Origin of the sequence: Clostridium sp. DSM 17811 (assembly GCF_018861905.1) — a bacterium.
Classification (GTDB): domain Bacteria; phylum Bacillota; class Clostridia; order Clostridiales; family Clostridiaceae; genus Clostridium_AD; species Clostridium_AD frigoriphilum.
This window is the reverse complement of record NZ_JAHLDU010000003.1, coordinates 205,119-229,310: the sequence shown is the minus strand read 5'-3', so window position 1 is coordinate 229,310 and position 24,192 is coordinate 205,119. Positions and strand designations below refer to the sequence as shown.

The window sequence follows — 24,192 nt, the reverse complement described above, 5'->3', positions numbered from 1 at the left end:
TTACAATTTCGACCAATAATATACATTTATATCATACCATAATTATGTGACGAGGATATATTTTAATAGAAGATAAATCATCATTGGTAGCAATCATTCTAATCACATGTAACCACAATCCACTTTTAAAAATAAAAAAAGAGTTAAAAATCCATATCATAATTGATATGGATTTTTAAGTTTCAATATATAATACTTATTTAGTTGTTATTTTCACATATTGATTACTTACATATCCTGTTTTACCACTATAACTTATTTTATAAAAACTACCGACCTTACCCATAATTTTAACTTTAGTTTTGTTAGCTAATTTCCCTTGTATAGAAGAAGTAGTTGATGCTCCAGTTCTTATGTTTACAATAGATGTTGTTACGCCATCTTGTACTTTAGATACTGTCTGTGCCGTTACTACTGCAGCTGGTTTAGCTATTACTTTTACATATTGACTACTTACGTATCCTGTTTTACCGCTGTAGCTTACTTTATAAAAATCATCTTTTTTTTCAAGAATTTTAATTTCAGTTTTGTTAGCTAATTTTCCTTGTATAGAAGATGTAGTTGATGCCCCAGTTCTTATGTTTACAATAGATGTCGTTACACCATATTGTATTTTGCCTACTACTGGTTGTTGAACTACACTACCTAATACTTGTACATATTTATTTGCACTGCTTGTACTATTATTATAATTCACATTATTTATACCTATAGATACTAATGCGATCCCCATAATAGTAGTAACGACAACCACCTTTTTCTTTAATGAAGCTTTTTTTAATTGTGTTAAAAGTTTAATGTTTTTCAATTTAATTCCTCCTCAAAGTATATAGTTTATTTTTTATAATATACCATAATTTTACATTTGTATAAAGACTTTTATTAAAATTAATAAAATTGAAACATTTATATATATTATCAATTAATTTAAATTTAGAGCTAATTCCAAACTGTAATTATAATTATTCTTATTAATTTCAATTATAATTTGCCGTGCACCCTAAATAATTGCTATAATAAACAAATAAGATAATAACTTATTATAATAGCAAGATATGGTAAGCTATTTAAATACATATGACAAGTTCTAATAAAACAAGATGAAGGAGTATCTTAAATGCAAACAATAGTAGAATTATTTCACAAAGAATCGGTAATAAAAATATTATTAATAGCAGCTTTAGTATTATTCGCTTTCTTAATCAGATCTATTTTAAATTTGGTTTTATTAACTTTTATGATTTCTTATTTAGCAAATAGTCTACAAAGTTTATTAACTGAGCAAATCAACAAAGTTATAAAGATAAACCCAGCTATTATTACTATAATTATATATATGTTTATGACAATAACTGTAGTGCTGCTAGCAGTGAAATATATACCACTTGCTATTTCTCAAAGCTTACATATTTTACGTAGAATGGAATACACTAATTTCGTGATAGATACAAAAGGAAATATGAAGTATTTCGCACCTATCTTTCATCAAATTGACATAGCAAGTTATGCTAAAATGGGGATTCAAAATATTATGCTTTTTATAACTGATTTTGGTAAATGTGGCTTGAATTTTTTTATGGCACTTCTATTAAGTTTGGTATTTGTATTAGAAAAAACTAGTGTATTAAAGTTTCTATATAAGTTTAAACATAGTAGAGTATCTTCAGCATACAATTATTTAAGTTATTTTGGTAATAATTTTTTAAATTCTTTTGGTAAAGTAATACGAGCTCAAATAATGATAGCTATTGCAAATACAATATTATCAATCATAGGACTTACTATAATGGGCTTTCCTGCATTGTTCGCCCTTGCATTTATGATATTTATTTTAAGTCTTGTACCTGTAGTCGGAGTGTTTTTTTCTTTAATTCCCTTATGTCTAATTGCCTTTAAAATAGGAGGGTTAATTAAAGTAGTTTTTGTACTTATTATGATCTTAGTAATTCATACTATTGAAAGTTATGTTTTAAACCCAATGTTTATGTCTGATACAACCCATCTTCCAATATTTTTTACTTTTACAACATTAATAATCTCAGAACAGTTTATGGGAACTTGGGGGCTGTTACTTGGCATCCCAATTGTTATATTCGTATTAGATTTAATTGGAGTGGATTTGAATGAAAAAAACGACTCCAAGATAAAAAAAATTTAAAGAGAAATTTATATTATAATAAACGCTTACCCCACAATAGTAAATATCTAAATGAAAATATTAACACAAGTTATAATTGAACATGAAGGAGTCAGACACCTACATCATAAAAACTCCTTCAATTCCATTTTCAACATCTGGCTCAATTGATATAACCTCATTGTATATAGCAAAATAGTTAGCTCATATTATCGTATAATATAAACAATTTTCATTTCACCTTTTTATATTATTGCAACATAATTTTAAAGAATATTCTACCATTGGATACTTTCATCTTCCCAAAATAAATCATTTAAGGTTTTATTTAATATTTTGCATATGGCGATACATAATTTAATAGATGGATTATATTTTCCAGATTCAATAAGGCCAATTGTTTGCCTTGTGACACCCACATTATCTGCTAATTGTTCTTGAGATAAGTCACATTCAATTCTAGCTATTTTCATTTTTTTATTCTTCATATTTCCTCCCCAGTATTTTACATATCATTTTTATTTTCTTGTTCAATTTCCATTAACTCATTGTTTGAATGTCGCTCCGATTTATTTTTAATACTTTTCATGATGAAATAAAAGGGTATACCCCAACCAATTGCCATCATAATAACCAAAATCAACCCAATTGGATGAAAATTATTATTCTTAAATAGTACTTTCCATTCCATAACAACACCATAGAAAATGCTTCCGATTGCTACTCTCACTTTAAATGCTTTTACTCCAGCTACCTCTGCTTTTTTGCTACCCCAAACAAATAAGCCATTTTTCACTATCTTAAAAGTATATATAAACGCAGGTATAATCCAAACTAGAACATATGTAGACGATAAAATCCACTTATCAAATACGAACATCAAAATAAATTCACCAAAAACATAGGTAATAAAACAAATATAAAAACTATGCATGACATAACGATTTTGAATCTCATGTACGCACTTATCCGAATGTCTAAACAATGGTATCCCAGTAACATAGGTTCTAATAAGTAAATATCCAATAGAACCTAGTATTGCAATTATTTCCAAAATATATTCTGTAATATCTTGTGTTAATAACAAGTATTTAAAGATAGCTTGTATTATTGTTAAAATAATAATTAACGGATACAAGTGTGCACAAATTTCATTGGATTTTTTTACTATACGTTCGTCTTTTGCTTTAGATTTCATAATAAAAACCCCTCTTTTCATTTTTAAATTACTAACATTATATAATATATATTTCTATTTGTGAAGTATATATTGCATTTTAATTCATATATGTTCCATGTCTATACCCAGTGACGCAGAACTATTCAGTTTTTGAATGATTTTTTAAAGTATTCTTATTCATTAAACAATCAAACAATTAGAACCTTTATTATAGTGCGCAAGATTCTAATATTCTTTATACATGAAATTTATATCCAAATTTTTAAGTATTTATATGAAATTTACAGTATAATTAAATAAATACATTACACCATACTTGTAAAATGCTGTTTTGTATTTTTTCATATATACTAAAAATATAATTAGACCATTTCGCATTTTTAGTATGATACATATGCAAGTGGCCATTTGAATAATTTGGGAGGATATAATAATGACAAAAAAGAATATAATAAAGATAACCTCTTTATTATTTACATTCATAATAATAGCGACAGGTTGTGGTAAAAGTACAACCTCCACACTTAATATTCCAAAAACAAATAATAGTGCCAAAACAGATAATAGTACAAAAATAAATAATAAAACAAAAATAGATAGTAGCGTGAAAATAGATAGTAGCGTGAAAATAGATAATATTGAAATTCAATCTAAGATATCTAAATATATAGATTCTTATTCCCCAAATGATAAATTTAGTGGTACCATTCTCGTTGCGAAAGATGATAAGGTGCTATCAGATAAAGGATATGGTATGGCAGACTATAATAAAAAAATTGTTAATAAACCTAAAACAGCTTTCGAAATTGCATCCTTAACTAAACAATTTACTGCTACAGCAATTTTAATGTTACAAGAAAAGAAACTTTTAAATGTCCAAGACACAGTTGATAAATATATTCCAGATTATCCAAATGGAGATGAAATAAAAATTTATAATCTGCTCACCCACACCTCTGGAATTCCTGATTATAATCAATCTTCTATATCACCTGTAAACGGGAAACATACATATACTCTAAAGGAAAGTGTTAATCTATTTAAAAATAAGCCACGCCATTTTGAATCTGGAACAAAGTATGAGTACAGTAGTTCAAATTATATATTACTTGGATATATAATAGAAAAGGTGTCCGGCATTAACTACGAGGAGTATATAGACAAAAATATATTTAAACCCTTAAAATTAATTGATACCGGATTTTTAACTTATAAAGCTATAATAAAAGGCAAAGCAAATGGATATTATCGTCCTAAGAAAACGGACAAATATACATCCTCATTTGATAAAGAAGGATCAATATTACCCTCCGCTGGAGGTATTTATTCAACAGTTGATGATTTATATACATGGTATAATGCGCTACTTGATGGAAAATTAATTAATAAAGAATCATTAAATGGAATGATTACACCACACCTACATAGTTATGGATATGGATTAATTATAACCAAAAAGGCTAATGGAGATAAAATGATTTGGGATAATGGGAGTACACTAGGCTATTCATCATATCTAGGAAAAGATATTGATAAAAGGTATGTAATTATTATACTAAGCAATAAATATGCGTATAATGTTATGCCTATAGTTTCTGGATTATCCAATATATTGGAAATGAAAAAATAATTTATTTTATGCAAAGTTTTGGTGTTTAATGGCGGTAAAATTGTAGAAGAAATTAATAATGGAACAGAAAGCAGCTACTTAAGTAAAACAATCTTCATAATTTTAAACAGCAGCTCTGCTTCATTGTACTTATGTATATAAATTAAATTTCTCCTTACCATTCAATAATAATTCCACCATGAGTAAGTCCACCGCCAAATCCGTAAAGTAGTATCTTATCGCCTGTTGCTATTTTGCTTTCTTTTAATGCTAGCCAAATAGCTAGTGGAATAGACGCACTTGAAGTATTTCCGAATTCTGTTACGCTAACTAGAGTTTTCTCAATAGGATACTCAAGACGTTTGCATATACCTTCAATCAAACGCAAATTTGCACTGTGAGGTACAAACCACTTAATATCTGAAAGTGAGAGCTGAGAGGTTTCTAAAAGTGTTTTAATACCATCTACTACATTTTTCATAACATATCTATATACTTCACCACCATTTTGAACAATACGATGTTCCTTTATAACAGATGATTCACCAATATTTTTTGAATGATTGCTACAATAGATACTATCAGCCCCACTACCGTTTGTTTCGAAATTTGTAGCAATGAAGGCGCCTTTTCCATCAGTTTTTTCTAATAAAAATGCTGATGCCCCATCACCAAAAAGTATACATGTGTTTCTATCTGTATAATCAATAAGTTTAGATATTGCCTCAGTTGCTACAACTAGAATTTTTTTATTTTGACCAATTGTGATAAATGCATTTGCTACCGATAATGCGTAGACATATCCTGTGCAAGCTACATTTATATCCATAACGCCTGTTTTTCTGATGCCAAAATGACCCTGAATTAATGAGGCTACATTTGGGACAATGTGGTCGGGGCTAGTTGTCGAAACCACTATCATATCTACATCAGATATGTCAGACCCGTAAACTTCAATTAAATTTTCAACAGCCTTGATAGCTAAGTTGCTTGCATTTTCAGTTTCACTACTAATGTGTCTTTTTATTATACCTGTGCGTCTAATAATCCATTCATCGCTTGTATCTACCAACTTCTGCAAATCATAATTGGTAAGAATATCCTTTGGAACATACCCTCCGACTCCAGTTATTTTTGTTTCTGATTTAATTATCACATTGTTACCTCCTGTTAATTAAAATTCAATCTACTCTATTTGCCATTCTATGCACTATTCCCCATCACAAATATACCTATGAAGAAGCAGAAAAAAATCGAAAATTATAAATCATTCGATTTTTTTCTGCTTCCATCCATATTAAATAGTTTCATCAAATGTATTTCCTCAACAGCTAAAATAGCTACAGCACTTAATATTAGTAATAATAGTTGAATCTTTTCTTTATTAATCGTCATTGGCTGAATTATTGACCAAATTCCAAAAATACCATTAATAGCTCCAAATATCATTAAAATAAATCCACTATGTTTCTGTGCTACATTCCAGGTATCCTGATTCTTCATTGCTAAAAGTGATTTATACCCCATCACATTATTCCTACTTGGTGGATACTTCATTAATATAAAACCGAATACGATAAACAATGTTCCTATCACTAAACTCATATTTCTATCCCCCTATGCTAAAATTGTTATAGCATCTTTACATAATTCAACAAACATTCATAATTTTCCTTTATATTTCGAATAAAAAAATAGAATCTCCATGGATCATATATGAAATACTAGTTAAGTTTATAAAATTAGCATTTAATGGTATAATATTGATATTAAAAGAGGTGAATTTATGAAATTAACTATTGTATTGACTTCATGCAAAGTCATTAGAAATAGAGATTGCATGGAGTAATAATCTATTAGATATTGACTTTGCAACTTTAATTATTAATATAATTAAGGAGTGGAGTTAAAATGAAAATTTTAAAATATAATAATGAATTAAAAAATTTCTATATATTACAATTAGGGCAATTTATTTCTCAATTTGGTAGCAAAATGACTAGCTTTGGATTAATTATGTGGGCATATGAGCAAAGTAGTTCTGTATTGTATATATCGTCTTTAACTGTTTGTTCACTGCTTCCATCTATATTGTTTAGTTTCTTTGCAGGTAGTTTTATTGATGTTTGGAATAAGAAAAAAATATTATTAATAGCTAATTCTATTGCAATAATTTTTTCGTTAATTACATTAATACTGTTGTTTTTCAATCAACTAGATATCCGTTATTTATACTTAATCAATTTTACTTTAGGAGTTGTTGATGCATTTCAAGGACCTGCATCAGATGTTGTAATATCATTAATAGTTTCAAAGAAATATTATACACAAATAAGTGGTTTACGTTCTTTTGCAATTTCATTTACTACTACACTTGCACCAATTATTGCTACTTCGTTTTATGTATTGCTGGGAATGAAGGTAATTATAATTGTTGATTTAGGCACCTTCTTATTTTCATTTATATCTTTATTGTTTTTTGTGTATGTTCCAAATAACATTATAAAAAAACAAGATAAGAAAGAAAGCTTTCTTTCAAGCTGCAAACAAGGAATTACTTATATCGTAAACAGAAAAGACATTTTCCATCTCATCATTTTTATGGGATTTGTAAATTTCATTGCAGCTATATATAGTTGTAATTTTACACCTATGATTTTGCTTAGAAATGGAAATAATAAGTTTGAACTAGGTATTGTAAGTAGTACCATTGGTATTGCTGGTATTATAGGAAGTATTTTAGTAACAGTAATGAAACAACCTAAAAAAAGAATACCTATTATTATAAATACAATGACATTTTCATTCTTAGTCTGTAATAGTATGCTTGGAATTGGCCGTAACTATTATATTTGGATGATTGCAGTTTTTGCAGGTAATTGTTTAGTTCCATTCTTAACAGCTAATGTTGAGTATATAATGAGGACAAAAATTCCAATAGAAATGCAAGGAAGGGTTTTTTCTACAAGAAATACCTTACAATACTTATCTATCCCTATTGGATATATGTTAGGTGGACTTTTAACGGATAAAATATTTGAGCCATTTATGAATAATCCCTCTACTTTACAACGATTTTTTTCTTATATTGTTGGTAATGGAAGAGGGTCAGGTAATGGTTTAGTATATATATCGATAGGATTGATAGGTTTCTTAGGATGTTGTTTCTTTAAATTTGATAAACATTTAAAGAAATTAGATGACTAAACAATCCAATCTAATGGTTAGAATTAAATAGAATGGATTTATTTAAAAATAAATCCATTTTATTTTTTAGGTTATTGTTGAATCAATATTATTGTTATTGAAATAAGATAGGGCACATATTGGAATTAATTTCCATAATGTGCCCTATCTTTTCATATTTTATATCCAAACTGGTTTTAAATTCATCTACTAAATAATACAACATCTTCAATAATTGTTTAGTTATATTGTATTATTTTAAATTCAATGTAGCACTTGTTGAAGTCCCAGTAATTGAATCACTACCGGTTATTACTGCTGATTTAAGAGTACTAAAATTAGTACCTTTGTTGGCTGTCATTGTAATTATACCACCCTTGGATACAATTGTACCAGCTTCACTTTTGAAGGTTACACTATCACTAAGAGGTGAATCTGTAATGTCAAATCCATATTGATTAAATACCTTATATGTTGTATAACCAATTCCCATTGAAGGAGGAGCAATTTCCATTTTATCTGAAGTTATAGTAATCTTACTTACCTTGGGACTTTCAGCTGCAGCCTCAGATGTAAACAGCACTGAGTCTGACTTTACGCCAGTTAATTTATCTTTTAGTAAAATATCAATTGTTTTATTAACATCAGCAGCAGAATTATACGTTATTGTACCAGTTGATGTTTTTGGATCTAAGATTACTGTTGAGCTTACAGATGCAATCGCTTCTATTTGACTAGCTGGAATTTTTTTAGTAATATCATACCCGTATATATTTTTAACTTTATATTGGAATGTAGTTGTGTTTGGTCCAGTCTTTGTTAAGTTAGCATTATTTTGAATTTTATAAGGAATTGTCATTACGTCAGGTGCTACAATGCTAATATCTGATATACCTAAAACATCTTCCGCTTTACCATCACCTAAAGATAAGGTTGATTTTGCATATGCTCCATTAGATGCCAATAAGTCTATTGTAACAAATTGGTCAGTATCAGAGAAGTCATATGTTATTGTACCGGTTCCTGTTAGTGGATCTAAAATTATTGAACCACGCGTGGAATTTATATAGAAATTTTTCATCATCATCTCATAAGCTGGGACTGTCCCAGTAATATCCTTACCAGCTTTATCTAATATTTTATACTTAAATGTAGCTTTATTTGCTGCTGTCCTTGTTAATTTAGTTGAGATCAAATCAATTTTACCTACTGCTGAAGTTAATGTATCTCCAATTACTTGACCATTATTATATTTAATAGTTGAAATATCTACATACTCTTTATTCACTTGTGTCCCATCACTATTTTTTATCCAACCGCTATCGTCTGTTTTTATAAAAATATCACCTTTGTTTTTAGCTACTAAGTCACTAATTTGATTTGCATTCGTTGGATTATTTACAAAATCTAGTGTATACATACTATCTCCTATTACCACAGAAAAATCTAGAACATCGGTAAAGCTACCTACTCCCATTGCCATTACTGGTTCTGACAGCGTAACTATCAATAACACAAACCCCATTATCATAATTTTTTTAAAATTTTTCATTAATAAAATCCTCCTGTTTTATATATATCTTTATGCCTTCGAATAAAGACGCAATGAAAGCTATAAAAATATAAATTTAACAACAGCTTAGCGCCTCATTATTGTTAATAATTACATTATAACACATTTTATGTTAAAATAATTCATCTCTGAATATTTTCATTTAATACTTTTTCCAAATTCAAAAACTTCATGTAATTTCTCTGCATAATTCATAGAAACGTTTTTTTCCATTCCAGTGATATTGATAATTCTTTTATCTTCCCATTTCAAATAGCTATTTAAATTCAGTTATAATCTCTTTTACTGTGCTATTATAATCATCACTATCTACAAGATTAATGTCCCTATTTAGCTTTATATGTAGTTTTTTACCATTAGTAAAAGTAATGGTCCCTTCAGATGTACATATATCTATATTTGCAACCTGCACACCACCTTCAATTTGATAAACATTGTCTGAGATTGTATCTCTATTTTCAGTGGATACTGAAATATATCTATCTTCACCTATATTTCCTTCTACTAATAAATAAATTATTCCTAGTTCACATTTAACTGCAACATAATTTTCATTATTAACATATACTTCTAAGCAATTGCCTAACCCATCTATTTCCCATTCTTTTAGGTTATGCTTATGTATTGTAACAAGTTTGTCACTTGAATACATTTTTCTTGTTAAACTGTGATTAAATAGGTATTTAAATATAACTATTTCCTTTGAGGATAAATCCCTACTTATCATTTTTTCTATATTCTCACGTTCTTTTGTTAAGTCTTCATTTGATGAAATATCAGCTTTAAACTGTTCTTTAGTCTCTGTTGGATATTTCTCTTTGCATTCTTTAATATGATTGTCTACCATGTTTTCTAATAAAGCATTTAGAGCACCATTAAAATCATTCTTTAATAATATCATTTCCATTTTCAAAACTCCCTTTTTAATTTGATCATCATTAATTACATTGCCTGTTACAATACGCTATCTTTACATAATTCAACAAACATTCATAGTTTCCTTTATATTTTGTGAAAGAAATAAAACCTTTCCATAAATCAACATTTTATTTTTTGTTTCATAATATTTAAATCTCCATAATTGAAAAATGGACCTGTTCACGAATTTTATCCATGATCAGGCCCTAAATTTATGTTTTTCTAAAATTTCTTCATAATTTCTTTAATTTCTTTATTATCTGAAATCATAAGTTCGAAAATATCAGTGTTTCTCTTTATAATAGATGATACATTTTCATAAATCTGCTTTTCTATATATTCCTGTGCTGAATTATCTCCCTCTATAAGGCTATATATATATTCAAGCGTTTTATCTAAAAATGCGTATATGTCTTTTAGTAAATTAATGTCTTTGGTTTTATAACTTTCTAGGCAAAAGGATACCGATTCCCTTATTAGTGAAACAGTACTGCTACTTATTGTAGCTCCAGTTTCTAATATTAATAAATTCAATTCAATTTTTTTTAATTTCAACAATATATCATCACTAAAGGAAACCATTAAATTTAGCGATTCTTTATCTAGTTTCTTACTTATAGGTATAGCTTTAATCAGACTTCCAAATAAATTGTTTTTTAAATATAAGTAGGCTGACACCCCTGTTATTAAATATATTATATTGATCACTAAACTTAACAAGCCATTGCCAAATATTGAAGAAACTACCGTTATGCTGCATCCACTAATGAAAAATATTGAAAGTTTATTAAATTTATTTTTTATTTTATTGATTTCAAACATCAAAGTGTTAGTAGTATTTTCTACTTTATTTGGTCTTAAAATTTTTATAAGCTCCTTGAATTTTTCTATCTCAAGATTATTCGAATTTTTTACATTTCGTAGCCTTTCTTTTTCATCTAAAGAGTTTTGTATCTCCCTTTTTTTATTATTTTCAGCTTCTAATTGTTGATCTAATAACTTTTGGGCCTCTTTTTTTCTCCTACAATCAAATTGTAATACTTCTTCTTTTTTCACTTTTTTTAAATCAAAAAGTTCCTCTTTCGTCATTTTAAGATACTTATCTTCTGTTACAAATAGAGAAGCATAATATGTCATTAGTTTGTTTGAATCATTAAATATAGTATAAATAGGTTCTTCTTTTTCTTCGTTCATTTTAAAGACAGAATATACTTCCCCTTCTACTAAATCGTCTATATCTAAAACGCCTATATACACTACATCTTTTATAGATTGCATTAACCTATGCGTTGGATAAAAAATTTGATCAGGCACAACTATTTCAACTCCACCTTTTTCATTTATAACCCTATAGCAAGGTAATATATTAAAGTCATATTCATATGTATATTCCGTTGTTGTATCAAGTACAATATATTCCTTTTCTTTTATAAATTCAGCTTTTTCTGTACGACATGTTTTTAATTCTAAATATTCTCTTCTCATAAATAATACCTCCTTAAAAGGAAAACTGATTCATTCTATTATACTTGTTAAAATAACTATTAGTGAAACATTTTTTTATATTTACAATTGTTTTTTCTATTTATAGCATTTATTTACACAGTCCAACATACAACTATAATTACCTTTTATATTTCACGACATATTAAAAACTCCGAGCTATTAGTCTCGGAGTGTATTAATAATAAATATTTATTTTACCTGAATTGTAGATCCTATAGGTATATTATCATAAATATATTTTGCATTTTCAAGAGCGAGCCTTATGCATCCATGTGATTCAACTGCCCCTAAATTACCATCTATCACGTTTCCGCTCTTGTCATATAAAATACTATGAAATAAATAATTACCGCTAATTTGAGTAAAATACTTGCAATAAACAGGTGCAGCGTCCGTACCCGATTTGAAATTTAACCCCTTAATACCAACGCGGAAATACCCAGTTACAGTTGGAGTTTCTGCTTTACCAGAACCACAAGAAAAGGTATTAATTAATTTCCAATTATGCATTGAGCCATAAAAAACATAAACTCTTTGCTGAGATAGATCTACTAAAATATAATTATGCGTAGAACTTGTATTCTCACCACTATTTAATTTACTTTCATAAGTAGATTTTACAGCAACATCATTTGCGCTTAGTAGCGATTGAGTGGCTGGCTTGTACATGTTGTCCTTTGTAGGCGTTTTGTACATAACATCTATTGTTTCAGCTGTTACCTTACCACTAGGTATAAGATTATGTCTTTGTTGAAAATCCATAACCGCATAGATTACACCTTCACCATAATCACCATCCACAAGAACATTATAGCCGTATTTTTTTAGCCTAGTTTGTATCCTTATAACATCTTCACCCTTGTCTGATGCTTTTATTATAGATTTATCTGGTCTCTCACTGTCGAGCTCAGCTTTAGTTTTAGTTTTATGAACAGTCTTGCTCTTATTACTTGATACTATTAAAGAATTTTTTTTAATAATAGCATTGGACTTTATTTTATAACCAATGCTAGCTCCAATTACCATCATACCAACAATTCCCAAAACAACAGTTTTTTTACTTCTAATACTTCTCATATTATGCACTCCTAACAATCTAATCAGTTTTATAATATTTAATACCCTAAGAATGATTATAATTTCACATTTATACCATACTATAAACGCTACTCATAACCTTTTAGTTGCAACAAAAGTGCAATAATATAAATAATATTATTCTAAGTCTTGAATTTCTTTTATTATAGAAGGGAGTGCCTCTATAATATGATTTGCATTTACACAAAACATTTTCTTTGAAAGTTTATCCCCAGAGTATCCGTGAACATATGCACCAATACATGCTGCAGTCATCATGTCATAACCTTGAGATATAAAAGACGCTATAATACCAGTCAAACAATCCCCCATTCCACCTGATGCCATTGCGCTGCTCCCAGTAGGATTTATTTGAACTGTTTTACCATCTGTAATTATTGTATTAAATCCTTTAAGTAACAAAACGACATTGTGTTTCTTTGCAAAATCTTTTGCTATGTCTATTTTATTTTTATTTATTTCATCTATTGAAAAACCCGATATTCTTGCCATTTCCCCCATATGAGGTGTAAGAACTATCTGACATTTCTTATTTTTAAGTATTTCAAGATTCCCCTCAAGCACATTTAAACCATCCGAATCAATTACAACAGGACACTTAGAGTTCAATAAAACTTTTTTCAGTAAATTTAAAGTGCACTTATTATTCCCGAGTCCTGGACCAATTGCAATAGAATCACTTTTAGCTATTAAGGAATCTAATCCTATTTCATCATTAGTTGGGACAGTCATAGCTTCAACTAATTTTCCACTTAGTATATTTTGAATTGAGCTATCACATCCTAACGTAACAAGTCCAGCACCACTTCGAACAGCAGCCTGAGTTGAAATATACGCGGAACCTGTAAACCCTGGTGATCCGGCCAAAATAAGTGTTCTTCCATAATCACCTTTATGTGAATACTTATTTCTTTTCTTGATTAACCCTTTAATAAAGTCTATATCCATTACGTATTCATCCTCATGAAATTTGTCTACTACAGCTTTTGGTATCCCGATCTTCTCAATAACAATTTCTCCAGTAAACGCCTGCGCATCATATGAAATAAAACCCTTTTTATAAAGTTCAAATGTAACTGTTTTATTACTTCTAATACAATTCCCCATCACTTTCCCACTATTACACTCAAATCCTGATGGGACATCAATTGATAAAATATACTTACTATTCTCATTCATAATTGTAATTGCTAAAGAGTAAATACCTTTAACTTCTCTAGATAATCCAGTTCCAAAAATTGCATCAATAGTAACTTCGCATTGAATTATGCTTTCCCTTAAAATTTCAAGCTCCTCATCGTTATTTACCTCTATTATTTTCGCACCCATATTTCTTATGATATTAAGATTTACCAGTGCATCTGCGCTCATATTTTCATCTGATCCAAGAGAAAATACTTCGACATAATTGCCTCTATTTAAAAGATGCCTTGCTACAACAAAACCATCCCCACCATTATTCCCACTAGAGCAAACAATTACGAATTTTTTATTATTTTCTGGTATATTTTTCATTACCTTTAGTGCTGCATTTTCCATTAGTATAATACCTGGAATCCCTAAAATATCTATACAATAACTATCAATCTTTCTCATTATCTGTGCTGTTGCGATTTTCATTTTCATTTCCCTCCAAAACTGCAAAAATAATTGCGTTTCTCTCAATTTTAATAATATCAGTTTCACTTCCTAGTATCAATGGGTCATATCAAGAATTTAGAATTCATTTTATCATCATTATTAATCTATAGGTCTTTTCTATAAACTACATTTTGTTTCACATTGGATGCAATGTCGAAATTTGTAGAATGATTATCGCTAATCACGACATATTATTACAATACAACTCCATATTTAGATGTATAATAAAGAATTGGAGTTGACTAGTTTTAATAATATGTAGAAAAGGCAACCATGAAAGAAAATAAACTTATTGTCGCGTTAAAGAATAAAAGTGGGGTCCTTGAATTGAATTGTGTATTTGACCAAAACAAAAACGTGGACAAGCCTATTATATACGTAAGGCTAAACTGTAGTTTGCGTAAAGAAACTAAAGATATATTGGAGGTAACTTATGAAAAACAAAATAGCTTTTGTATTAACATTAATAATAATTTTAAGTTGTAAAATAGCACCTGCCAAGACACAAACTCAACAAATACCAGTGTTTATGTATCACATGTTAACAACTGACTCTCATAAAACAAATAATTTAACAGTTTTACAATCAGCATTCCGTTCACAAATGAACTATCTAAAAACAAATGGCTATACTACGATAACAATGGACCAATTTTACGCTAGCATGTCTAAAAAAATTATATTACCCGCGAAATCAGTTTTAATAACATTTGATGATGGATATATAAGTAATTATAAATTAGCATATCCTATATTAAAGGCGAATAAACAAAAGGCTACGCTATTTATGATATCTCATGAAATAGGCAGGACATCTGATTCAATGAATGCTAAACAACTACTAGAGATGGATATTAACGGATTTAGAGTAGAAAGTCATACAGATTGGCATGAAAATTTGGGCAGCTTACCCTATGCAAAACAACTAAATGCAATAAGAGCTGCAAAAACATCATTAGAAAAATTATTAGGAAGAAAAGTGATGTATTTGGCATATCCATGTGGTTCGTATAATACTAATACAATTAAAGCAGCCCATGCAGCAGGATGCAACTTAGGACTAACCACAAATGAGGGATTCACTTCAAGATTAGATAACCCATATAAAATAAATAGGATATACATGGGTCCGTCAGACAACTTAAAAACTCTAAAACACAAGCTTGAATATGGTAAACAATTAATGTGGCATATCAATACATACTTACTATAGTTATAAAAAATAAAAAAGTTTAGCGTAATCGCTAAACTTTTTTACTTGAAACTATTATACAGATAATATTTTTGGCCAATTACATGTGTTCGTTTTTTCATTTTTTATCTTTGTTCCTTCACATTCTATCTTTAGTAATGTCATTTCTTTTATAAATCCCATTATTCCCATTGCTATTAAAGCACTGCCTATAACTCCTACTATAATATCTGATCCCATATAATTCTTTCATCTCCTAAAACGTCTCATAATTTTAATTTTTAACCTAAGATAAAATTATACTATGACATATAATAGCTTAGCAAATATTCAAATTGACGATAATACGTTTACTTAGTTAAAATCATTTAAAATAATATTAATTGCTATTATATACAGTTATCGTGAATTTTTTATATTCTTACCCTTTTAGTTGCTTTAAAATAATCAATAAAAATCATAACATGTTAGGTAATAAATGGTACAACTCACTTATAATTTATCATTACTTTATCCCATTAATTTCTTTTACTTCAATACCAGCTAATCTCATTAAATATATCGCATTTCTTGTAGGTGAAATACCAATTTTTAATTTATAATCAAAGTAAATTTCATTTTTTTTATAATATTCAGAAAAATAATAGTTTTTAACTTTTGAATTTCTATGATTCTCCATTTCAGCTAACTCTAAATCATGAGTGGATACAAATCCTAAATTTCCAGTTTTACTTAATTGTTTTACCAAAATCATAGCTCCAGTGTGCCTATCCCTTGAATTGGTACCTTTAAAGATTTCATCTAATAGAAATAGCACTTGTTTTCCTTCTTTTGAAGCCTTAACGATATTTTTAATTTTTAATATTTCTGCATAAAAAGAAGATATACTTTGTCCTAGATTATCACTTACCCTCATACAGCTATAGAAATCCATAATAGTACAACAAAATTGATCTGCACATACAGGAGCTCCGGCATATGCTAATACAATATTTATTCCAACAGTTCTCATAAATGTACTCTTACCAGACATATTAGAACCTGTTATAAGCATAACTGAATATGGCGCTTCCACTTTTAAATTATTACATACCCTGTTTTCCCCTAAAAGAGGGTGGCCCATACTTTTAGCAATAATCTTTGATGGTCCAGTTACAATATTAGGCATACTCCAATAAGGATTATCGTGTTTTATAACTGCAATACTACATAAAGCTTCTAATTCCCCTATTGTATTAATCCAGCCTTCAAAATTGTTTCCATATTTTATCTTCCACTTTTCGATAGAAATAATCCAGTGATATTCTATCATGAAAATCGAATTTAAAATGGGATATATCATATTACGCCTATCGGCAATAACTTCACAGATTCCAGAAAAATCACCTATCTGTTTTGATGCACTTTTTCCATCTTTATCATAAAGAGTTTTACACAAATTCATAATATACTTTGACTTGAATTTATGTTTTTCTATATGCCTAAGCATATTTTTATATGTTTTTATGTCATCGTTATATTTTTCAGCCATATTTAAAGTTTCCATTCTATCTTCTCTCTTTATCCTTAGAATAATACATTGAATTATGATTAAAAAAACAGGAATGTAGTACGGAATCAAATAAAATATTTTTGGTGCACTTTTATTAATACCAAATAAAGCAGATATTATATAATAAATTATTCTAACTAGTACTGTTAAGGTGGTTATTGTGGTTATCATAGAAAGAGATCTTAAAAACCAAACTACTCCATTTTTTAATATATGATTACTTATTTTTTTTGACCATAAAAAAAGTTCTTTAGGATTTTGTTTGTTGTTGAGCATTATCTTTCCTTTTAACTCAAGTTTTTGTCTAAAATATACTTTCTGCTCAAGTTCTTTAACTGCTGATTGTCTATCATATATGTTTTGTTCATTTTGAGGCTTTTCCGTAAATATTTCTTTAAGCCTTTGTCTTCCAATATAAGTATAGGCTCCATTTATCCATTGAAATAAAGATCCTTTACCAAAAATATCAAGATCATATGAATAATTATGATTTTCATCTATAAAATCTTCACCGGTATCTTCAAAGTGTATCCAGTCACCCCTTAATCTCTTTATGGAAGTTTCATTTATTTCACATAATGCAGTGGTATACTTTTTCCTGTTCTCTGTGTTTTTTTGTAAATAGGCTAAGTAACAAAACAAAACAGTTGCAATTAAAATCACTATCTCAAATAAGTAAAACCTTTTCAGTCTATATGTTTCTATTAAAATTACAAGTACGAGTACAAAAATAACAAGTCGTAAGCTGCTTATATTATTTATACCTTTCTGTTGCTTCTTAAGTAGTAGGTTATATCGAGCATTTCTCCTTTTATATTTTTCTAGCGCTGTTATCAAAGCATATCCCCCCAATCAATACATAATAATGTGCAACATACACCAATTTCTCATAAATATTAAACACTCTATTTTTTGAATTGAGTAATCTTATATTTAGGTGGTGAAAATTTCATAAACCACGTACCGAAATCCATTTTTATCTCCGAGCCAGTTAGATTAGAATATTTTATTACCTTATAGCCCAAACCATAGTATTCAATGGATCCTCCATCTTTGTACATTACCATTGGAATTGCAAAAACAGGAGATTTGTTTGCTTTTTCTAAACAAAAATCGGTAATAAAAAAAGTTAACACAATAATTAACAATCCACCTATTATAATATTTCTCTTTTTCATCATATAATAACCCCCTTCTACTGTCTTTTTCTGAAATAACTTCGTATCGAACCCCTTAAGATAGTTATTACTTCATCAATACTGCTTTTATACAATCGTTAACGTAGTTGCTATCTTCAAGCTTATCCTGTACTTTACTTTTCCATTCCTCTTTTTTTAATAAACCCGTTAAGTCTCGCCCATACCACTTTTCAACATCCAAGCGCGAAACTTTACATGTTGATCCAGTAAATTTATAATTTATTACTTGAAGATTATCAATTAGAGCAAATGCAACAGTAGAATTGTATATCAAAGCTTTATTCACATTATTCTCATTAATATCTGCTATAGTATCCTTGTAATTCACTTCTGCTGTTAACTTATTTGGAAATAACTCAAAAGACATTTTAATATTACTTAATGGCAATTTGTGAAATAGATTAGTTATATTGCTCGAATTACCCATATATTTATTTCTATACTTTAGAACATTATTTATGTCGTGTGTTATAGGATTTTGCTGATTAACCATATACCGACTATTTTTTTGATTATTCTTTGGTATAACAATAAACTGAACCAGTCCAAATAAAACTATCCCCATTATTGCTAAACCAATTATTATATTATTCCTCGTTTTCATTGTCTTCACCCACCTCATATTTTAATATTAGTTTTGGAGCTAAATTAAAAATCAATGGAATTATGATTGAAATAAGCGGAATACCGTATCCTATTGCCAGTTTAGCAAATTGATATGGCCCTGTTATACTAATGGGTCTTGAGAACCAAATGTTACTTCCAAACTGAATTGCAGTGGTAAACAGAGTATAAACTACAATAAACAATAACCACATAATCCAAGCAATTTTTTTAGCTTTAAACGCCGATTGTATATTAATAAATGATTTACACTTACGATATTCAGATTCTTTTTTTGAGTTTAACAGGAAATACTTTATTCCAATTGCAATACTGCAAATAAATAGAAATATATTCAATATAAATCCTACTCTAATAATTAAACCAGGTATTGTTATTATCCATGCTATTATAGAATAAAGTAAAGCTATTTGTATATATTCAAGATTATATTCATTTATAAATACTTTTTTGTTCCCGTCAATAAGGTAATCTATGCTGTTAATGCTTCCTTTGGCTTTTTTAATAGCTTCGCTGTTATCCATACCATTTGCAGTTAAATCATCAACTTTTGCCTCAAGGTTGCTTAAAACCTCATATTTCAATTCGTTAATCTGCTTACTTGATTTATACTTGCTAAAAATACTATCAACATGATTTTTTAAACTATTCATACCCATTATCCCTCCCTTTTAATAAGTTTATCTATTAAATCTCTTGCTATCTTCCAAGCTGAAAGCGATTTTTCATAATTTTCTTTACCTAGTTCTGTAATCCTATAATACTTTCTTCTGCCACCCTGACTTTCACTTCCCCAATAAGACTCAATAAGTTTTTGTGATTCAAGCCTTTTTAAACTTGTATACAATGAAGGTTCTTTTAATTCGTATTAAACGTAGTTTCAATATCTAGTTATCACAAACCACTCCCAATTATATTACTTTCATATTGAGGCTATTGAACATTCTTTAAAAATGAAACAATACACAATTTATGGTAGTTATGGTATGATTAAATATATCTTTATTTGATTTCTGATATTGTATTTAAATATTTAAATGATGGAAAAGTAAAAGCCACTTCTGGTGGAGGGGGATCAACAGGTTCACTACTTGATAAGGAAGGTTATAAAAGTTTTGGCAACAGCGGTGGCAGTGGTTCGGTTTTAGTAAAGACGAGGATGTAACTTATACAATTAAATGGAATGGAAAGAAAGAAAACATTATATTGAAAAATTAGACATTAAGCCGCAAGCATCAATATCGAGGCTATTGCATATTAAAAAAAGTCGTAAATATACTTAATTTATGGTAATTATGATATGATTGAATATATATTGTTAGTCTAAATTGTAAAATAACCTGATTAAACTATTCAATATAGTAAGGAGGATTTATATGGAATTTAACCTTTTAACAATTATTTTTACATTTGTTAACATCGCTATATTCGTTGCCATTATAATAGCAATATATAAAGCAATACAAATTTTAAAAAATTATATTAATAGAAGTAAGAATATGGAGAAAAAGATAGATATTATTTTAGACAAATTAGAAAATAAAGATAATAATTAATATTCAAATTTGCATATAATAAGATGTTATCATGTTGATATTTTTTATCTTAGTAATTCTAATATTATAAATGAACTCCCTCTTTAATTAATGGGAGTTCATTTATATTCTCCTCTCATAATTGCAAATCTTCTTTTACTGTTAATCAGTTGAGTGCTTTAATCTATTCTAGGATTAGAAATTTTACTTTCAAATACTTTCTTACTATCTGAAGCACTTATCCATACCCTATGTAATGAAAATATACCATTTTTTTTAGAGGACCAACCCTTTTCGGTGGTGAAAGCCATTTTGTAACCAGCTTCTTTCAATGCCTCAATTGCACTTTTGTTGTACCCACCATAAGGATATGCAAAGAAGTTTATTGTTTTATTTAATGTTTTTTCAAGATACTTTTTAGATTGAATTAACGTTTTTAGTTGGTTATCCTTAGAAATCGATTTCAAATTATCATGATGTACAGTATGGCTTTCTATATCTATACCATATTTATTCATTTCTATAAGCTGTTTGGATGTTAGCATGTTGCTATGTACATCAGTAAGTGAAGTAATAACAAAAATTGTTGCTTTAAATTTATATTTTTTTAGAATAGGAAACATAACGGTATAATTATTATCATATCCATCATCAAAAGTAATGACTACCGATTTTCTAGGTATTGGAGTATTATTCATAAGGTACTCATACAAATTTGTAAGTGTTATAGTATAATAACCGTTATCCTTTAAATATTTCATTTGCTCATCAAATTTTTTAATTGGAATACAAATGGGATTACCTTTATCATAGCTAATTGAGTGGTACTCTAAAACCGGAATACTCTTACCATAAGGTTTAATATCAGTAGTATTGTCAAACCCAGGTATTGTAGAGACTTCAATTGGTTTAGCTACAATTACAGGTTTCGCTACAATTGCAGGTGTAGCTACAACACTTGGTTTAACAGGGTTTGTCTTTTTTATTGTAGTGGATGTAGCTCTTGAACACCCAACGATAGAGAGCACAAAAATAAATATAAATATTAAATATAATTTTTTTTTCATAGCATCCCGCTCCTTTTTACTATATTTTCATTAAATGACATAATTAAATACCTGTTACTTATTATATAATATTTTATAAATATATACAATTCAATATTTAAGACATGAAACGTCATTGTTTAGACATAAAAAGATATTAGAGTGGCTAAAAATTACAAAAAAATTTAAACAGCCTTAGCCCATAACTTTTATGGCTCTAGCTGTTTAAAAATATTCCTTATTAGTTCTCAATAAATTGTGTTAATTCTTTATTAAACTTGTCACGCTCTTCCCAGAACAATCCATGTCCACTATATTCAAATGGTACAAGTTTAGCATTTTTAATTCCTTGTTTCATAACTTCGGCTAACTTGAATAAGCAAACTTTATCATGTATACCATGAAGAATTAATGTTGGTACATTTATTTTCTCTAAATCACAAAATAACTCTTCATCTCTAAAAGTTGTGGCACAATCTGCTGTTGCCCATCCTGCTGCTTCAAGACCTAAATTAAAAAACCAATCCTGTAGAGGCTGAGTAGCGTACTGAAACAAAAATATATCACCAAAATCTCTTAGCATTTTAGGTCTGTCATTATATGTTTCTTGAATAAGTTTTGTTACCGTTTCCTTCGGCAACCCATATGGAAAATTGGGACGCTTAGTTAAACTAGGCGCCGCTGCCCCAAAGAGAGCAAGTTTGGATACCCCATAGCCTTTATGACGAGCCATGTATCTAATAGCAGTTGCTCCCCCCATAGAATGTCCGCCAAGAGTGAAGTTTTTTAAATTAAGAGCTTCGACTACCCCTCTTATATCATCTGATAATGTATTATAATCGTATCCACTTATAGGCTTATCCGAATTACCAAACCCCCTAGTGTCAATTCCAATACATCTATATCCCATTTTAGGAAGTACATTAAACTGATATTCATATGCTTTATGATTTAATGGCCAACCATGTATAAATAAAATTGTTTTCTTCCCTCTTGGATTTAAATCTTCAACAAAAATTTTAACATCTGGTTCTACCTGGATATAATATTCCAACGCCTAATCCCCTCCACAATAAAATTCCATTTAACAACAGCTTATGCTCTTGTTGTCATATCTGATACATTAAAATAATAATTTTACTATTTATCTGCTGTAAATCGGCTCTTAATTAGTTATTATATAAAAAACGAACCCAATAACACCTAATTGTTATTGAGTTCATTATATAAATTTTAAACTGATAATTTTGCTATTTTTAGAGCACTCGTGAGGCTTTTAGTTGATGCTATAAACCCTGCCTTATGACAAAAGATAGCATCATCTATTTTTATTATTGAATTTATCTCATCACTTGATTTTCCTCTAATTGACTCAACTAAATCTTTTCTTGCCTCAAAAGTCCCCGAGGTCTTCTTTACGGTTTGAATCTTATACTCCGCGTTATTATCACCAGGTGAAATAACAAACAATACCTCACTATTTATATCTATTTTAAGTAACTGTTGAAGCCAAGGACAACCATTTTTCAAAACCATTATTTCATTAACTTCTCTATTTTCAAATCCCTTATTTACTATATCTCTCGCTTTTATAACCGAAACCTGTCTACTTATTATCCGTTTTATAACAACAATTGCAAATCCTACTGCTTCCTCAAATGCATCATCTTTAGATGAGTCATCATCCCATGTAGGATTAAAATTTTGTATAATATCACTTATTGAAGTTACTTTAAATTCCGTTTTAGAATCTATGCCATTATCTATAGCATCAATCCCCTGCACTAAAGTTTTATCAATATAATCAAAAATTGATATTATATCGTCTTCATCAAACTCAGAATTAAACTTTTGTATTACTCTAGAACCAAACTCTCTCCAAACTAGTCCTGACGCGGCATATGGAATATTATTTTCTCTTATTTCTTTATCTAATTGATGGTGATCAAATTCTCCAAGTGATATGTCATAAACAAAATCTAGTTTTTTAAGTACCTCTTCATCCCTTGTTCTGATTACCTTTATATCTCCTAATAATAATCTAAGTATAGCTGTAGCCATAACATCATCTGCATGAAATTTACCACTATGTGTTCCTAAAGTTTTAATATTCTTTTCATTTATCATCATTTACCTCTTTCATATTTAGTATTTATAGTATGAATAATCATTTTAAAAAATAAAGCCTCAAGCTAG

Annotated in this window: 25 protein-coding genes; 6 read left to right on the top strand and 19 right to left on the bottom strand. The window is 28.7% G+C overall.

The features are described from left to right. Positions 1-196: 196 nt before the first annotated feature. A complete protein-coding gene (locus tag KPL44_RS06445) occupies positions 197-808 on the bottom strand; it encodes an SH3 domain-containing protein (protein ID WP_216248068.1) in 612 nt (203 codons plus the stop codon). 309 nt (positions 809-1,117) lie between these two features. Here KPL44_RS06445 and KPL44_RS06440 point away from each other — a divergent pair, with 309 nt between their 5' ends. Next, positions 1,118-2,158 carry an AI-2E family transporter gene (locus KPL44_RS06440; protein WP_216248067.1) on the top strand — a complete coding sequence of 347 codons (1,041 nt, stop codon included), beginning with the start codon at positions 1,118-1,120 and terminating at the stop codon, positions 2,156-2,158. A 257-nt stretch (positions 2,159-2,415) separates the two neighbouring features. On the opposite strand, the gene KPL44_RS06435 is transcribed toward KPL44_RS06440, so the two are convergent. Both KPL44_RS06435 and KPL44_RS06430 read right to left on the bottom strand, forming a co-directional pair. Beyond that, positions 2,416-2,625, bottom strand: coding sequence for a helix-turn-helix transcriptional regulator (locus tag KPL44_RS06435; protein WP_216248066.1), 210 nt, complete (start codon positions 2,623-2,625; stop codon positions 2,416-2,418). A 17-nt stretch (positions 2,626-2,642) separates the two neighbouring features. After that, positions 2,643-3,335, bottom strand: a complete 693-nt coding sequence (locus KPL44_RS06430; protein WP_216248065.1) for a DUF6773 family protein — start codon at positions 3,333-3,335, stop codon at positions 2,643-2,645. Between the two features lie 415 nt (positions 3,336-3,750). Here KPL44_RS06430 and KPL44_RS06425 point away from each other — a divergent pair, with 415 nt between their 5' ends. After that, on the top strand, positions 3,751-4,947 hold the full coding sequence (locus tag KPL44_RS06425) for a serine hydrolase domain-containing protein (protein WP_216248064.1): 1,197 nt from the start codon (positions 3,751-3,753) through the stop codon (positions 4,945-4,947). 154 nt (positions 4,948-5,101) lie between these two features. Here KPL44_RS06425 and KPL44_RS06420 read toward each other — a convergent pair whose 3' ends face one another. Further along, positions 5,102-6,082 (bottom strand): ketoacyl-ACP synthase III, encoded by a 981-nt coding sequence (locus KPL44_RS06420; RefSeq protein ID WP_216248063.1) that lies wholly within the window; start codon positions 6,080-6,082, stop codon positions 5,102-5,104. Positions 6,083-6,186: 104 nt separating this feature from the next. Continuing rightward, a complete protein-coding gene (locus KPL44_RS06415) occupies positions 6,187-6,531 on the bottom strand; it encodes an SdpI family protein (RefSeq protein WP_216248062.1) in 345 nt (114 codons plus the stop codon). Positions 6,532-6,837: 306 nt separating this feature from the next. On the opposite strand from KPL44_RS06415, the gene KPL44_RS06410 reads away from it, so the two are divergent. Beyond that, a complete protein-coding gene (locus KPL44_RS06410; RefSeq protein WP_216248061.1) occupies positions 6,838-8,133 on the top strand; it encodes an MFS transporter in 1,296 nt (431 codons plus the stop codon). A 232-nt stretch (positions 8,134-8,365) separates the two neighbouring features. Here KPL44_RS06410 and KPL44_RS06405 read toward each other — a convergent pair whose 3' ends face one another. The 5 genes from KPL44_RS06405 to KPL44_RS06385 form a co-directional block, all read right to left on the bottom strand. Further along, positions 8,366-9,664 carry a hypothetical protein gene (locus tag KPL44_RS06405; protein WP_216248060.1) on the bottom strand — a complete coding sequence of 433 codons (1,299 nt, stop codon included), beginning with the start codon at positions 9,662-9,664 and terminating at the stop codon, positions 8,366-8,368. A gap of 277 nt (positions 9,665-9,941) precedes the next feature. Further along, complete coding sequence (locus KPL44_RS06400; RefSeq protein WP_216248059.1) at positions 9,942-10,592, bottom strand: hypothetical protein; 651 nt, start codon at positions 10,590-10,592, stop codon at positions 9,942-9,944. 233 nt (positions 10,593-10,825) lie between these two features. Further along, positions 10,826-12,088, bottom strand: a complete 1,263-nt coding sequence (locus KPL44_RS06395) for a hypothetical protein (RefSeq protein ID WP_216248058.1) — start codon at positions 12,086-12,088, stop codon at positions 10,826-10,828. A gap of 210 nt (positions 12,089-12,298) precedes the next feature. After that, on the bottom strand, positions 12,299-13,186 hold the full coding sequence (locus KPL44_RS06390; RefSeq protein WP_216248057.1) for a L,D-transpeptidase family protein: 888 nt from the start codon (positions 13,184-13,186) through the stop codon (positions 12,299-12,301). A gap of 138 nt (positions 13,187-13,324) precedes the next feature. After that, entirely contained in the window at positions 13,325-14,827 is a 1,503-nt protein-coding gene (locus tag KPL44_RS06385; RefSeq protein ID WP_216248056.1) for an NAD(P)H-hydrate dehydratase, read from the bottom strand. Positions 14,828-15,281: 454 nt separating this feature from the next. Between KPL44_RS06385 and KPL44_RS06380 the strand changes: the two genes are divergently transcribed. After that, positions 15,282-16,061 (top strand): polysaccharide deacetylase family protein, encoded by a 780-nt coding sequence (locus tag KPL44_RS06380; RefSeq protein ID WP_216248055.1) that lies wholly within the window; start codon positions 15,282-15,284, stop codon positions 16,059-16,061. 54 nt (positions 16,062-16,115) lie between these two features. On the opposite strand, the gene KPL44_RS06375 is transcribed toward KPL44_RS06380, so the two are convergent. The 6 genes from KPL44_RS06375 to KPL44_RS06350 all read right to left on the bottom strand — a co-directional run bounded on the left by KPL44_RS06375 (position 16,116) and on the right by KPL44_RS06350 (position 20,262). Continuing rightward, a complete protein-coding gene (locus KPL44_RS06375; RefSeq protein WP_216248054.1) occupies positions 16,116-16,280 on the bottom strand; it encodes a hypothetical protein in 165 nt (54 codons plus the stop codon). A 265-nt stretch (positions 16,281-16,545) separates the two neighbouring features. Continuing rightward, entirely contained in the window at positions 16,546-18,429 is a 1,884-nt protein-coding gene (locus KPL44_RS06370; RefSeq protein WP_216248053.1) for a MutS-related protein, read from the bottom strand. A gap of 68 nt (positions 18,430-18,497) precedes the next feature. Next, positions 18,498-18,773, bottom strand: coding sequence for a hypothetical protein (locus tag KPL44_RS06365; protein WP_216248052.1), 276 nt, complete (start codon positions 18,771-18,773; stop codon positions 18,498-18,500). Positions 18,774-18,837: 64 nt separating this feature from the next. Further along, positions 18,838-19,395 (bottom strand): DUF4825 domain-containing protein, encoded by a 558-nt coding sequence (locus KPL44_RS06360; protein ID WP_216248051.1) that lies wholly within the window; start codon positions 19,393-19,395, stop codon positions 18,838-18,840. After that, entirely contained in the window at positions 19,379-20,068 is a 690-nt protein-coding gene (locus tag KPL44_RS06355; protein WP_216248050.1) for a permease prefix domain 1-containing protein, read from the bottom strand. The genes KPL44_RS06360 and KPL44_RS06355 overlap by 17 nt, the downstream gene beginning before the upstream one ends. 5 nt (positions 20,069-20,073) lie before the next feature. Further along, complete coding sequence (locus KPL44_RS06350) at positions 20,074-20,262, bottom strand: PadR family transcriptional regulator (protein ID WP_216248049.1); 189 nt, start codon at positions 20,260-20,262, stop codon at positions 20,074-20,076. A 159-nt stretch (positions 20,263-20,421) separates the two neighbouring features. On the opposite strand from KPL44_RS06350, the gene KPL44_RS06345 reads away from it, so the two are divergent. Then, positions 20,422-20,580 (top strand): hypothetical protein, encoded by a 159-nt coding sequence (locus KPL44_RS06345; protein ID WP_216248048.1) that lies wholly within the window; start codon positions 20,422-20,424, stop codon positions 20,578-20,580. 211 nt (positions 20,581-20,791) lie between these two features. Continuing rightward, positions 20,792-20,971 carry a hypothetical protein gene (locus tag KPL44_RS06340; protein ID WP_216248047.1) on the top strand — a complete coding sequence of 60 codons (180 nt, stop codon included), beginning with the start codon at positions 20,792-20,794 and terminating at the stop codon, positions 20,969-20,971. A 158-nt stretch (positions 20,972-21,129) separates the two neighbouring features. Here KPL44_RS06340 and KPL44_RS06335 read toward each other — a convergent pair whose 3' ends face one another. From KPL44_RS06335 to KPL44_RS06325, 3 genes are all read right to left on the bottom strand, one after another. Then, positions 21,130-22,017: a polysaccharide deacetylase family protein gene (locus KPL44_RS06335; RefSeq protein ID WP_216248046.1), complete on the bottom strand. Its 888-nt coding sequence runs from the start codon at positions 22,015-22,017 to the stop codon at positions 21,130-21,132. 220 nt (positions 22,018-22,237) lie between these two features. Continuing rightward, entirely contained in the window at positions 22,238-23,050 is an 813-nt protein-coding gene (locus tag KPL44_RS06330; protein WP_216248045.1) for an alpha/beta fold hydrolase, read from the bottom strand. A 179-nt stretch (positions 23,051-23,229) separates the two neighbouring features. Continuing rightward, positions 23,230-24,123, bottom strand: coding sequence for an MYG1 family protein (locus KPL44_RS06325; RefSeq protein ID WP_216248044.1), 894 nt, complete (start codon positions 24,121-24,123; stop codon positions 23,230-23,232). Between the last annotated feature and the right edge of the window lie 69 nt (positions 24,124-24,192).